Source organism: Arthrobacter sp. 3Tela_A (genome assembly GCF_049311025.1).
Classification (GTDB): Bacteria; Actinomycetota; Actinomycetes; order Actinomycetales; family Micrococcaceae; genus Arthrobacter_B.
On record NZ_JAXIOM010000038.1, the window covers coordinates 24938 to 38095 of the forward strand.

Genomic DNA, 13158 nt, shown 5'->3' on the forward strand with positions numbered 1-13158 from the left:
GGTTAGGAAACCTTCTCGCCGCGGCGCACCTGCGGCTTGGGGAGGCGGAAACGGCGCAGCTGCAGCGCGCGGGAGATTCCGTACCAGACGTCTCCCTGGTTGGGGCCGCCGAACTTTTCGGTGAGGCGGCGGCGCAGCAGGAAGCGGATGCGGATGCTGTCCACGATCACCAGGAGGATCAGGGCCCAGAAGGCCATAAGGATGAAGCTCTGCACGGTGAGGTTCTGGATGAAGCTCGCCACCACAAAAACGGCGGCGGCGATCATGACGAATTCGCCGACGTTCCAGCGGGCATCCACTACATCGCGGACAAAGCGGCGGTTGGGGCCCTTGTCGCGGAGGGGCAGGTAACGCTCATCGCCGGTGTCCAGTGCAGCACGGGTCTTCAGGCGTTCCTCGCGCATGGCTGCTCGGCTGGCCTCACGGGCAGCCTTGCGGTCATTGGGGACCAGCGGGCGCTTGCGCGCAGCAACCTGGTCCTTGCGGCGCGGCGTGGGGGCACCCTTGCCGGCGGAACCACCGGGCTTCGATGACTCGACCTTGGCCGCAGCTGCCTGATCCACAGTTTCCTGCGCGGTGGGCGCTTCTTTCTTTCGTCCGAACACTCATCAAGGATACCTGAACCGCAGGTGGCATGTGCGGCAGTTACATCGCTTGCTGACCCTTGCCTTTTCCGGCATCGCCGCAGGCCCCCTCCCCAAAGCACGCCCCGCTCCACGAAGAACGTACGCAGTTGTAGGGTGTGGCCTATGACTTCCTCTTCCCACACCTCCAGCACGGTCCCTGACGAAGCAGCGCTGCGCGCGAGCGTGGCGGCGGCATTTCCCCGCACGCTCGAAGACCTGACCCGGCTGGTAGCCATTCCCGGCATCGCCTGGGATTCCTTTGACCCGGCGAACCTGGACCGCTCGGCCGACGCCGTGGCGGAGCTGCTCCGCGGGGCGGGCCTGGACGACGTGCAGATCCTGCGGGTGGACAACAACGGCAAGCCGGGCGGTCCCGCCGTCGTCGCCCGCCGCCCGGCTGCCCCCGGCAAGCCCACCGTCCTCCTCTACGCCCACCACGACGTCCAGCCGCCCGGGGATCCCGCCCTCTGGGAGACCGAACCGTTCACCGCCACCGAACGCAACGGCCGGCTCTATGGCCGAGGCGCCGCCGATGACAAGGCCGGCATCATGGTGCACGCCGCGGCCCTCCGCGCCCTGAACGAAGTCCTCGGTGACGAGCCCGGTGCGGGCATCACGTTCTTCATCGAAGGCGAGGAGGAAGCCGGGTCGCCGACTTTCCGCAAATTCCTCGAAACCCACCGCGAGCTGCTCCGTGCCGATGTGATTGTGGTCGCAGATTCCGGCAACTGGAAGGTCGGCACACCGGCGCTGACCACCAGCCTGCGCGGCCTCGTTGACGGAACCTTTGAAGTGCGGGTTCTCGGCCATGCCGTGCACTCCGGAATGTTCGGGGGACCGGTGCTTGATGCGCCGACCCTTCTGGCCCGGCTGATCGCCACCTTCCACGACGAGCGCGGCAACCTCGCCATCGAGGGCCTGGAAGGATTCGACGACGCCGCAGTGGACTACCCGGAGGAGGACTTCCGGCAGGACTCATCAGTCCTGGACTCGGTGCAGCTCGCGGGGGAGGGGTCCATCGCCTCCCGGCTCTGGACCAAACCTGCCCTGTCAATCATCGGCATCGACGTTCCCTCCGTGGCAATGTCCTCCAACACCATCCAGCCTTCAGCGCGGGCGAAGTTCTCCATGCGGCTGGCACCCGGACAGGATCCGGAAGCCGCGATGGACGCGATGGCACGGCATTTGGCGGCTCACGCTCCCTTCGGCGCCGAAGTTACCTTCACCCCGGGGGAGCGGGGCAATGCCTTCGCCACGGATACCTCAGCCCCCGCAGCCCAGAGAGCCCTGTGGGCGCTGGAAACCGCCTGGGGGACCACCCCGGTGGAGATGGGCGTGGGCGGCTCCATCCCGTTCATCGCGGATCTTGTCGAGGTCTTCCCGCAGGCATCGATCCTGATCACCGGAGTGGAGGACCCGGACTCCCGGGCCCACTCGGCCAACGAATCCCTGCATCTGGGCGACTTCGAAAAAGCCATCCTCGCCGAGGCCCTTCTTTTGGCGCGTCTGGGAATGCAGGAAACCCCCTAGGCCGTTACTGCTGATGGGGTGCGTCGACGTACCATTGAGTGAACTGGCACCGGCCCTCAGCGGCAAGCTGTTGAGCGGTCCGGCCGCCCGGACGGAAAGAGAGAAGCAATGAGCACTTCCACGAGTGAGAACGCTGGCCTGGTTGGAACCGAAGCCGCCGAAGAACTGCCCACGCACGACGTGATGCTGTCCGAGGTAGCTGCCGGCAAGGTCCGCTCCCTCCTTGAGCAGGAGGGCCGGACTGACCTGCGGCTGCGGGTTGCCGTTCAGCCCGGAGGCTGCTCGGGCCTTATCTACCAGCTCTACTTCGACGAGCGTGTGCTCGACGGCGATGCGGTGCGTGACTTCGACGGCGTTGAAGTCATCGTCGACAAGATGAGCGTGCCGTACCTGGCCGGAGCCTCGATCGACTTCGAAGATACGATTTCCAAGCAGGGTTTCACCATCGACAACCCCAATGCCGGTGGCTCCTGCGCCTGTGGAGACTCCTTCCACTAGGCCTGAAAACGCGGCTTTCGAGCCGTAATAGAGGGTATTCTGCCCGGCACGCGGTGCGGTCTGTCACTGGACAGCACCGCGTCCGGGGTAAGCTCTACACGTAGTAGTAAAACTGATCGTGCGCAGCTGGGGGATTTTTCTGTCCGCTGTGCCGCACTTGCACGTAACAAGAGGAAGGGCCGTCTGTGAGTTCGCAGGACCGAACCAGCAGCCGACGCGCCAGGATCTTAAAGATCTCAGCCGTAACGTCGGCCGGCGCGTTGTTTTTATCGGGTTGTTCATCAGATGTCCAAAAGGGCTGGCTGCCCACGGAACGGGACACGACCAACCACACCGGCCGCATCATGGACCTCTGGGTCAATTCATGGATTGCCGCGCTGGCTGTAGGTATCCTCACCTGGGGACTTATCCTGTGGTGCATCATCGCCTACAGGCGCCGGAAGAACGAGACCGGTTACCCCCGCCAGCTCAGCTACAACCTGCCGCTGGAAATCTTCTACACGGCGATCCCGCTGTTCATGGTCCTGGTGCTCTTCTTCTTCACCGACCGCGACATCCGGGCCCTCGATGCCCGCGTTGATGATCCTGACGTCATTGTGGACGTCCGCGGCAAGCAGTGGGCGTGGGACTTCAACTACGTCAAGGAAGACAAGTACTACAGCGGTGTCCAGGTCAACCTGGACGGCGAGGAAAAGTCCCAGGACGAGTTCCCGACCCTGTACCTGCCGGTCAACAAGTCCGTTGAACTGCAGCTGAACTCCCGCGACGTCATCCACTCGTTCTGGGTACCGGCGTTCCTGCAGAAGCGGGACATGATCCCGGGCCGTACGAACTACATCACCCTCACCCCGCAGCAGGAGGGCACCTTCGAAGGCAAGTGTGCCGAACTCTGCGGTGAGTACCACTCTGAAATGCTCTTCAACGTGAAGGTCGTCTCCGAGGCCGAGTACGAGGCCTACCTCGCCACGCTGGACGATGGCCAGCTGGGCGCAGAATACGACCGCAACACCAACCTGAATCCGACGAAGTAAGGAGGTAGGAGGAAAGCTATGACTACCCTGGAATACACTTCGGAGGAATCAGGCACCCGGGTCGCCCCGCGCGTCGTGCCGGTCTCCAAGGGACGCATTGTCGTCAACTGGATCACCTCCACTGACCACAAGACCATCGGGTACATGTACCTGATTGCGTCATTCATTTTCTTCTGCCTCGGCGGCGTGATGGCCCTGGTCATCCGTGCCGAGCTGTTTGAACCCGGTATGCAGATCCTGCAGACCAAGGAACAGTACAACCAGCTGTTCACCATGCATGGCACTGTCATGCTGCTGATGTTCGCAACCCCGCTGTTCTCCGGCTTCGCCAACGTGATGATGCCGCTCCAGATCGGCGCTCCGGACGTTGCCTTCCCGCGTCTGAACGCACTGGCGTTCTGGTTCTTCCTCTTCGGCAGCATCATCGCCGTATCCGGGTTCATCACCCCGCAGGGCGCCGCGTCCTTTGGCTGGTTCGCTTATGCGCCATTGTCGAATACGACGTTCTCTCCAGGCGTCGGCGGTGACCTCTGGGTCTTTGGCCTGGCACTGTCCGGCTTCGGCACCATCCTGGGTGCGGTCAACTTCATCACCACCATCATCTGCATGCGTGCCCCCGGCATGACCATGTGGCGTATGCCGATCTTCACCTGGAACACCCTGGTGACCGGCATCCTGATCCTGATGGCGTTCCCGCCGCTGGCTGCTGCACTGTTCGCCCTGGGCGCTGACCGCCGCTTCGGCGCACACATCTTCGACCCGGAGAACGGTGGCGCAGTCCTCTGGCAGCACCTGTTCTGGTTCTTCGGCCACCCCGAGGTGTACATCATCGCCCTGCCGTTCTTCGGCATCGTCTCGGAGATCTTCCCGGTCTTCAGCCGCAAGCCGATCTTCGGCTACAAGGGCCTGGTTTACGCAACGATCGCCATTGCTGCACTGTCCGTGACCGTGTGGGCCCACCACATGTACGTGACCGGCGCCGTTATGCTGCCGTTCTTCGCCTTCATGACGATGCTTATTGCGGTACCGACCGGTGTGAAGTTCTTCAACTGGATCGGCACCATGTGGCGCGGATCGATCACCTTTGAAACCCCGATGCTCTGGAGCATCGGCTTCCTGATCACCTTCCTGTTCGGCGGCCTGACCGGCATCATCCTCTCGGCTCCGCCGCTGGACTTCCACGTCTCGGACACCTACTTCGTGGTTGCCCACTTCCACTACGTGGTCTTCGGCACCGTCGTCTTCGCGATGTTCGCAGGCTTCTACTTCTGGTGGCCCAAGTGGACCGGCAAGATGCTCAACGAACGCCTCGGCAAGATCCACTTCTGGCTGCTCTTCCTGGGCTTCCACGGCACGTTCATGATCCAGCACTGGCTGGGCGTCATCGGCATGCCGCGCCGCTACGCTGACTACCTCGTGGAAGACAACTTCACCGCGATGAACCAGTTCTCCACCATCGCCTCCTTCGTCCTGGGCGCCTCCCTGATCCCGTTCTTCTGGAACGTGTACATCACCTGGCGCCACGGCAAGAAGGTTGAAGTTGATGACCCGTGGGGCTTCGGCGCCTCCCTCGAGTGGGCTACTTCCTGCCCGCCGCCGCGCCACAACTTCACGTCGCTGCCCCGAATCCGTTCGGAGCGTCCGGCCCTGGACCTGCACCACCCGGAACTGCAGCAGACCGTCACCAACGAGTCCGCACCCGGCCAGGTCTACGGTTCGGCTGACCGCAAGGAGAGCGTCAAGTGAAAATCGAGGCAAAGCTCTTCCTCCTAATGGCTCCGTTCTTCGCAGCTGTTGGCGTTGTCTACGGCTACCTCGTGGACTGGATGGAACCGGTTGGCTTCCTGGCACTGTTCCTGACCGCCGGCATGTCCCTGATGATCGGGTACTACCTGATGTTCACGGCACGCCGCGTGGGCATGCGTCCGGAAGACCGGCTTGATGCTGAAATCCACGAAGGATCCGGCGAACAGGGCTTCTTCAGCCCCTGGAGCTGGTGGCCGCTGGTCCTGGCGACCGCCTGCGCCGGTGGGTTCCTCGGCCTCGCAGTGGGCTGGTGGGTGCTGTTCATCAGTGCCGGCCTGGCCGTCGTCGGACTCATTGGCTGGGTTTACGAATACAGCCGCGGTAACCACGCGCACTAGGCTTATTAGCCACAACTAAAGATCAGTTGACCGGAGGGTCCGCAGGTAACTGCGGGCCCTCCGGTTTTTCTGTGTGACGGATTAGCGCCCCGGCGCTGCGGCGGGCGTCCCGCCTTCTGCAGGGAGGGAACACGGTTCCCGGTATCCTAGGGAGAGCACTGAATTCGAGGAAGGTCCTTCATTCCTATGCCTGAGCTCCTGCCTGTCCGGCCGGCTGCCAAGCCGTGATCAAGCGCGCCCTGAGGGCCTTCCCGGAAGGCATAGACCCGGCCTCGGGTGTCGCCAAGCACCGCCAGCTGGAGGCGATCCTGCGGCGTTTCGTGGCTCAGCACGCACCGCCCGGTACGGCCGTCCCTTCGGAGCGGGAACTGGCCGAACATTTTCAGGTAGCACGCATGACGGTCCGCCAGGCCATCGACGCCCTGGTAGCCGACGAAGTGCTCGAACGCGTAGTCGGCGTCGGAACCTTCGTCGCGCGGCCCAAGATGGACCTGCAGATCAAGCTGACCTCCTACAGCGAAGAAATGCACCGCCGCGGCATGGTCCCGGACGCACGGGTCCTAACCTTCGAGCAGGTCCCGGCCTCTCACCTGGTGGCGCGGGAGCTGCAGATTGAACCCGGTCAGCCCGTGGTCCGGTTTCGCCGCCAGCTGCTTGCCGACGGTGAACCGATGAGCGTTGATGAGAACTTCATTCCGGCCTGGCACGTGCCGGGCATGCTGGATGAGGAACCTCCAACCTCCCTGTACCGGGTCCTGAGTGAGCGCTACGGCATGGTGATCGAATGGGGTGAGGACACCATCGAGGCAACAGCGGCCTCTGCGTCCACGGCCCGGCTGCTCAACGTTGACCTCGGCGCCCCGCTGCTGAAGATCCAGCGCCATGCCTACGTCTCACGGTCCATGGTGGACTACTCGGTTTCCTATTACCGCGCTGACCGCTACAAGCTCTGGGTACCGCTCCAGCGCCCCGGAATGCGGACGCCGCGCACTTACCACCCCGGACGCCACCAGGCGACCTGAACCAAGAATGGAGGGATCGCCGAATGGAGATCCTGAGGATGTACAAGCAGGACCCGCCGCGCGGGATGCTCTTCAAGGAAGCCGTCTATGAGCCCGAGGACCTCTCGCTCATGATCACGAAGGGCAGGGTGGGCCACGAGGGTGCCGTTTCCGTGAAGGAAGGCGTTGATCCTGACCAGGCGGAGAAGCTGGTGCGGGAATTCGGTGAGTCCGCCGCGGGGGAGGGGTACGCCGAAATCCCCGAGGAGGAGCAGCACTGGGTCATAGCCCAGTACGCGCTCAAGTCAAAGGACGGCACGGAGCGGGACAGGTACCTTGAGCACAAGGCCGCCACCGCAATCGGCACCTACTTCTCCTGGCGGGGACTTGGATCGGTCGAAGAGACGGGGTTCAGCCCCTACAAGCTCAACATCCTGTGCCTCGTCCCTGACGTCAAGCTGGCGGTCAAAGGGATCCAGGTGGTCCTGAGGGAATCCCGGCTGGACTTCACCAAACTCAGCATCGGGTCTGCACCGTTCGCGGACCTCGACCATCCCGTGCGGCGCTACCCGCTGCCCTCGAAGGTTCCCTTCGAACTGTAGGCACTGTCTGCCGCGCCGAGTTGCCGGGAGGAGAGCCGGCAATAAGGCCGCTTCAAAGCAAAGAAGCCCCCGTCCGAAAGGACGGGGGCTTCTTTAGTGTTCGAGCTAGTGCTTCTCGATCGAGGCAGGAGCCTCATCCACTTCGCTTGCCTCAACTTCGGCATGCGGTTCGTGGTGGTGTGCGGCCTCAAGTTCGGCCGGAGTCACCGGAGCAACACGGTCTTCGAAGAAGAACCGGGAGAGGGCTCCGCGGCGCTTCTCACTGCGGCTGATCTTACCCTTGGCATCCGGCTGGGCCGGCGTGACCTCGGGGGAGTCGAACGCAACGAGCTTGTAGCGCTTGAACTCATCCAGCGGTTCGTGGACCTCGATGTATTCACCGTGCGGGAGACGGACAATACGTCCGCTCTCCACGCCGTGGAGAACAATCTCGCGGTCCTTGCGCTGTAGGGCCAGGGCGATGCGGCGGGTGACCATGAAGCCGATAACCGGTCCGAAGAAGAACAGGAAGCGGAGCCAGTAGGTCACGTCGTTCAGCGACACCATGAAGTGCGTGGCGATGAGGTCGGAGCTGGCAGCAGCCCACATGACGCAGTAGAAGATGACGCCGGCAACACCGATGGCGGTGCGGGTCGGAGCGTTGCGCGGGCGGTCCAGCAGGTTGTGGACGCGCTTGTCCTTGGTGACCCAGGCTTCGATCCACGGCCAGGTGAAGAGCAGGCCGAAGACGATGCCTGCGGGCACCAGGGCAGGCAGCAGGACGTTCAGGGACAGCGTGTTGACGCCCCAGGGGAACGGAATGTTCCATTCGAACGGGAAGCCGAACAGCCAGCCCGGCATCAGGCGCAGGGCACCGTCCACCCAGCCGATGTACCAGTCGGGCTGGGTACCGGCGGACACGGGGGAGGGATCGTACGGGCCGTAGTTCCAGATCGGGTTGATCGTGAACACTGCGGAGATGAAGGCCACGATGCCGAAGACGATGAAGAAGAATCCACCGGCCTTCGCTGCATAGACAGGTCCAACGGGGTAGCCCACAACGTTGTTGTTGGTACGGCCCGGGCCGCGCCACTGGGTGTGCTTGTGGATGACGACCATGAACAGGTGGATGGCGATCATCAGCAGGATCAGGGCGGGAACCAGCAGGATGTGCAGGACGTACAGACGTCCAATCACTGCCGTGCCGGGGAACTCGCCGCCGAACAGGAAGAAGCTGATGTAGGTGCCAACAACCGGGACAGCCTTGATAACGCCGTCGATGATGCGCAGGCCGTTGCCGGAGAGCAGGTCATCGGGGAGCGAGTAGCCGGTGAAGCCGGCAGCCAGGGCCAGGATGAGCAGGACGCCGCCCACAACCCAGTTCAGTTCGCGGGGCTTGCGGAACGCGCCGGTGAAGAAGACGCGCAGCATGTGCACCGAAACGGAGGCAACAAACAGCAGGGCCGACCAGTGGTGGACCTGGCGCATGAAGAGGCCGCCGCGCACGTCGAAGGAAATATCCAGCGACGAAGCATAGGCCACGGACATCTCTACGCCCTTAAGGGGAACGTAGCTGCCTTCGTAGTGGGTTTCCGCCATGGACGGATCAAAGAAGAACGTCAGGAACGTTCCGGAGAGGAGCAGGATGACAAAGCTGTAGAGCGCAACTTCACCAAACATGAAGGACCAGTGGTCAGGAAAGACCTTGCGGCCGAACTCCTTGACCATCATCGAGCCGCTTACGCGGGTATCGACGAAGTTGGTGATGCGCCCGAGCTTGGTCTTCGGCTCGTAGGTGCCGGTTACAGAGGTAGCACTCATGATCAGCCACGCTCCCAGTAGCTCGGTCCAACGGGTTCAGTGAAGTCGCTGGTGGCAATGAGGTAGCCCTCGTCGTCAACGGCGATCGGCAGCTGCGGCAGTGGACGGACGGCCGGACCGAAGATGACAGCACATTCCTGGGTCAGGTCGAAGGTGGACTGGTGGCACGGGCACAGCAGGTGGTGCGTGTGCTGTTCGTACAGTGCCACCGGGCAGCCAACGTGGGTGCAGATCTTGGAGTAGGCAACAATGCCGTCCACGGACCAGTCTTCGCGTCCAGGTGAGGGGTTCAGCTCGGAGGGGTCCAGGCGCATAAGCAGGACAACAGCCTTGGCCTTTTCCTCGAGCTTGTGCTCGGCGTCGTTCAGGCCCTCGGGGATCACGTGGAAGGCAGAGCCAAGCGTGACGTCCGAGGCCTTGATCGGGGTGCCGCTCGGGTCGCGGGTCAGGCGAACGCCGTTGTCCCACATGGTGTGGCGCAGGACGTTACCGGGCAGCGGACCGAGGTCGCGGAACAGCACGATCGCGGGAAGCGGAGCCAGTGCCATGGCACCCAGGAGGGTGTTGCGGATCAGCGGCCGGCGCTTGATGCCGGTTTCTTCGATGATGTCGCCGATCATCTTCTCGGCGACAACACGGTCCTCTTCCGGACGGATCTCGTGGCGTTCCTCGATAACCTCGTGGTCCGGCATGAGCGTCTTGGCCCAGTGGACAATACCGACGCCGATGCCGAGCATCGCGAAAGCGGTGCCGAGGCCCAGGAACAGGTTCTGGACGCGAAGCGTTCCGATGCTCTCATCCAGGCGGATAAAGAAATATCCGTAGAAAAACAGGAGCGTACCGAGAGCCGAGATGGCGAAGAGGATCGCCACCTGCTTCTCGGACCGCTTCTCAGCCCGGGGATCCGTGTCGGCCAGGCGCGGGCGGTGCGGGGGAAGTCCAGGATTCTGGAATTCCCCTTCTTCGCCCTGGCCAGCCGTAGCAACGGTGCCCGAGGTGTTCGGACTGCCGTGACTATGGTCGCCCATGATCCCCCTCATCCTTCTCTTGAAACTGCATTAGTAGACCTATGTGTAACTGTGATGTCACCCCGGGGGGTGAGCGCGGCGATGACTAGGAAGACCGGGAGGTCAACCAGATGGTGAAAGCGATGATCAGGCCCAGGCCGGCTGTCCAGATGAACAGGCCTTCAGAGACCGGACCGAGTGAACCGAGCTCGGCTCCGCCGGGGGAACCGTTGGCTTCGATGTTCTTCAGGAAGGTGATGATGTCCTGCTTCTCCTCGGGGGAGAGGTTCGCATCAGAGAAGACGGGCATGTTCTGCGGGCCTGTGACCATGGCCTCGTAGATGTGCTGCTCGCTGACGCCTTCCAGGGCCGGAGCGAACTTGCCGCGTGTCAGGGCGCCGCCTGCGCCGGCAGCGTTGTGGCACATGGCGCAGTTGACGCGGAACAGCTCGCCGCCTGCAGCGGCGTCGCCGGTGGTTTCCAGGTACTGCTCTTCCGGTACGGAAGGACCGGCACCGAGTGAAGCGACGTAGGCCGCCATCTGGGCGGTCTGTTCTTCGTTGAACTGCTGCGGCTTCTGCTGGGCCTGCGGGCCCTGCATGGCCATCGGCATACGGCCGGTGCCAACCTGGAAGTCGACGGATGCGGCACCGACGCCTACGAGGGAGGGGCCGTTCTCGGTTCCGCTGGCCTCCATGCCGTGGCAGGTGGCGCAGTTCGCAATGAAGAGCTTCTCGCCCTGCTGCACATCATCGGCAGTGTAGGTAGTGGCGGCCTGGGCTTCGTTCGCTCCGGAAGCAGCTGCGTAGATGCCGCCGGTAACGATGAGGCCCAGCAACAGCAGTACTACTGCTGCAAGGGGATGACGTCGCCTTTGCGATAGTGCCTTCACTTAGTGGTTCCTAACTTGTGTGGTCTTTTGGTTACTCGTGCCACTTTGAATATTGCTGTGGTGCTGCCCGAACGGACTACTTGAGGAAGTAGATGATGACGAAGAGGGCAATCCAGACCACGTCGACGAAGTGCCAGTAGTAGGACGTCACGATCGCAGAGGTCGCCTCGAAGTGTCCGAACCGCTTGGCGGCGTAGGCACGTCCGATGATGAACAGGAATGCGATCAGGCCGCCGGCCACGTGCAGGCCGTGGAAACCGGTGGTGATGTAGAACGAGGAGCCGTAGGCGTTGGAGGAGAGCGAGATCCCGTGGGAGACGAGTTCTGCGTACTCGAAAGCCTGGACGGCTACGAAGATGGCGCCGAGGAAGAAGGTCAGGTAGAACCACTCGACCATTCCCCAACGGGCAATCTGGAAGAGCCCGCCGGTGCGGCGCGGCTGGAGCCGCTCAGCGGCGAAAACGCCGAACTGGCAGGAGAAGGAGCTGGAAACAAGGATCACCGTGTTCACGAAGGCGAAAGGCACGTTCAGCTTGGCTGTCTCGATCTCCCACATCTCGCCCGAGGTGGAGCGGAGCGTGAAGTACATCGCGAAGAGCGCAGCAAAGAACATGAGTTCGCTGGAGAGCCACACCACGGTCCCTACGGAGACCATATTGGGGCGGTTCAGCGTGGGGTGAGCCGGGGTACTGGGGGCATGGGTCGCTGTTGTCACATAGACATTATGGCCGTAAAACTGCCCAGTTCACCAACAGAACCAGACGAACGGCGCGTCCGGTTCGTTCCCAAACCGCCCACTTCCCAGCAACGGCGCGGAACTTCCCGTCCGGAAACAAATCAGCATTTTCTACGATTCGTAGATAACCTAGAGCGTGTGAGTACGTTTTCGAGTTCCGAGCACACCTGGCCGTCGCTTATTACCGCGCTTATTGCGGGGCAGGACCTGAGTTCCGAACAGACCTGGTGGGCGATGAACACGATCATGGCCGGAGAGGCCTCCGACGCGCAGATCGCCGGCTTCCTGGTCGCTCTTAGGTCCAAGGGCGAGAGTGTCGAAGAACTCACCGGACTGGTTGAGGCGATGCTCGAAAACGCCCGGCCCATCGACATCCCGGGCGAGACTCTGGACATCGTGGGCACCGGCGGTGACAGGCACAACACCGTCAACATCTCTTCCATGGCGGCGCTGGTCTGCGCCGGAGCCGGAGCGAAGGTCGTGAAGCACGGCAACCGCGCGGCGTCGTCCTCTTCGGGTTCCGCGGACGTCATTGAAGCTCTTGGAGTCCGGCTGGATCTTCCGGTGGACCGGGTGGCCCGCGCCGCCGTGGAGGCGGGCATTACGTTCTGCTTCGCCCAGGTGTTCCACCCCTCCATGCGCCATGCAGCAGCAGCCCGCCGTGACATGGGTGTCGCCACCGCCTTCAACTTCATGGGTCCGCTGACCAATCCCTCCCGCCCCTCTGCCTCGGCCATTGGGGTGGCGGACGAGCGGCTTGCTCCGCTGATCGCCGGCGTCCTGGCTGCCCGCGGCGTCCGCGCCCTGGTGTTCAGGGGAGGCGACGGGCTGGATGAATTGACAACCACCGGCACCTCCACCGTCTGGGAGGTCCGCAACGGGGCCGTAGAGCGCTCAACTGTGGATCCCCTGGATCTCGGGATAGCCCGGGCCACTCTGGACGATCTGCGGGGCGGGGACGCCGCGGCCAACGCCGCCGTCGTCCTCAGCGTGCTGGCGGGGGAGCGTGGTCCGGTCCGGGACGCAGTACTGCTGAATGCAGCCGCCGCCCTGGTGGCACTGGACCCCACGGCTGACGGAACCCTGACCGAACGCCTGCAGGCAGGCCTGCGGCGGGCCGAGGAGTCCGTGGACAGCGGCCAGGCCCGCAAGGCACTGGACCGCTGGATCGAAGTGACCCAATAGGCAGAGCCACCGTGAATTCGCTCGAAGTGCCGTAAGCCGCAGAAAGCAAAAAACAGGAGGGGAAGCGCGGCCGCCGCGGGCCCACCACGCCCACCTTAGGGCGCCC

Annotated in this window: 13 protein-coding genes; 8 read left to right on the top strand and 5 right to left on the bottom strand. The window is 63.1% G+C overall.

The annotated features are described in order from the left end of the window. Positions 1 to 2 precede the first annotated feature (2 nt). Positions 3 to 605: a DUF3043 domain-containing protein gene (locus TVC13_RS11895; protein WP_422401407.1), complete on the bottom strand. Its 603-nt coding sequence runs from the start codon at positions 603 to 605 to the stop codon at positions 3 to 5. 144 nt (positions 606 to 749) lie between these two features. Here TVC13_RS11895 and TVC13_RS11900 point away from each other — a divergent pair, with 144 nt between their 5' ends. From TVC13_RS11900 to TVC13_RS11930, 7 genes are all read left to right on the top strand, one after another. Continuing rightward, on the top strand, positions 750 to 2156 hold the full coding sequence (locus tag TVC13_RS11900) for a dipeptidase (protein WP_422401408.1): 1407 nt from the start codon (positions 750 to 752) through the stop codon (positions 2154 to 2156). 108 nt (positions 2157 to 2264) lie between these two features. After that, on the top strand, positions 2265 to 2654 hold the full coding sequence (locus TVC13_RS11905; RefSeq protein WP_055241041.1) for a HesB/IscA family protein: 390 nt from the start codon (positions 2265 to 2267) through the stop codon (positions 2652 to 2654). A 185-nt stretch (positions 2655 to 2839) separates the two neighbouring features. After that, positions 2840 to 3685, top strand: a complete 846-nt coding sequence (gene coxB, locus TVC13_RS11910; RefSeq protein WP_152227879.1) for a cytochrome c oxidase subunit II — start codon at positions 2840 to 2842, stop codon at positions 3683 to 3685. A gap of 18 nt (positions 3686 to 3703) precedes the next feature. Then, a complete protein-coding gene (ctaD, locus tag TVC13_RS11915; RefSeq protein ID WP_400487173.1) occupies positions 3704 to 5431 on the top strand; it encodes a cytochrome c oxidase subunit I in 1728 nt (575 codons plus the stop codon). Next, a complete protein-coding gene (locus TVC13_RS11920) occupies positions 5428 to 5829 on the top strand; it encodes a cytochrome c oxidase subunit 4 (RefSeq protein ID WP_387014295.1) in 402 nt (133 codons plus the stop codon). Before ctaD ends, TVC13_RS11920 begins: the two co-directional genes overlap by 4 nt. Before the next feature lie 227 nt (positions 5830 to 6056). Then, positions 6057 to 6851 (top strand): GntR family transcriptional regulator, encoded by a 795-nt coding sequence (locus TVC13_RS11925; protein ID WP_422401415.1) that lies wholly within the window; start codon positions 6057 to 6059, stop codon positions 6849 to 6851. 23 nt (positions 6852 to 6874) lie between these two features. Then, complete coding sequence (locus tag TVC13_RS11930) at positions 6875 to 7432, top strand: hypothetical protein (protein ID WP_422401409.1); 558 nt, start codon at positions 6875 to 6877, stop codon at positions 7430 to 7432. 105 nt (positions 7433 to 7537) lie between these two features. Here the strand turns inward: TVC13_RS11930 and TVC13_RS11935 are convergent, their stop codons facing one another. From TVC13_RS11935 to TVC13_RS11950, 4 genes are all read right to left on the bottom strand, one after another. Next, positions 7538 to 9232 (bottom strand): cytochrome b, encoded by a 1695-nt coding sequence (locus TVC13_RS11935; protein WP_422401410.1) that lies wholly within the window; start codon positions 9230 to 9232, stop codon positions 7538 to 7540. A gap of 2 nt (positions 9233 to 9234) precedes the next feature. Beyond that, positions 9235 to 10260, bottom strand: a complete 1026-nt coding sequence (locus TVC13_RS11940; protein ID WP_422401411.1) for a Rieske 2Fe-2S domain-containing protein — start codon at positions 10258 to 10260, stop codon at positions 9235 to 9237. 85 nt (positions 10261 to 10345) lie between these two features. Beyond that, complete coding sequence (locus tag TVC13_RS11945; RefSeq protein ID WP_152227891.1) at positions 10346 to 11131, bottom strand: c-type cytochrome; 786 nt, start codon at positions 11129 to 11131, stop codon at positions 10346 to 10348. Positions 11132 to 11207: 76 nt separating this feature from the next. Further along, entirely contained in the window at positions 11208 to 11846 is a 639-nt protein-coding gene (locus TVC13_RS11950; protein WP_082413525.1) for a cytochrome c oxidase subunit 3, read from the bottom strand. Between the two features lie 159 nt (positions 11847 to 12005). Between TVC13_RS11950 and trpD the strand changes: the two genes are divergently transcribed. Beyond that, positions 12006 to 13052, top strand: coding sequence for an anthranilate phosphoribosyltransferase (gene trpD / locus TVC13_RS11955; protein WP_422401412.1), 1047 nt, complete (start codon positions 12006 to 12008; stop codon positions 13050 to 13052). Positions 13053 to 13158 lie beyond the last annotated feature (106 nt).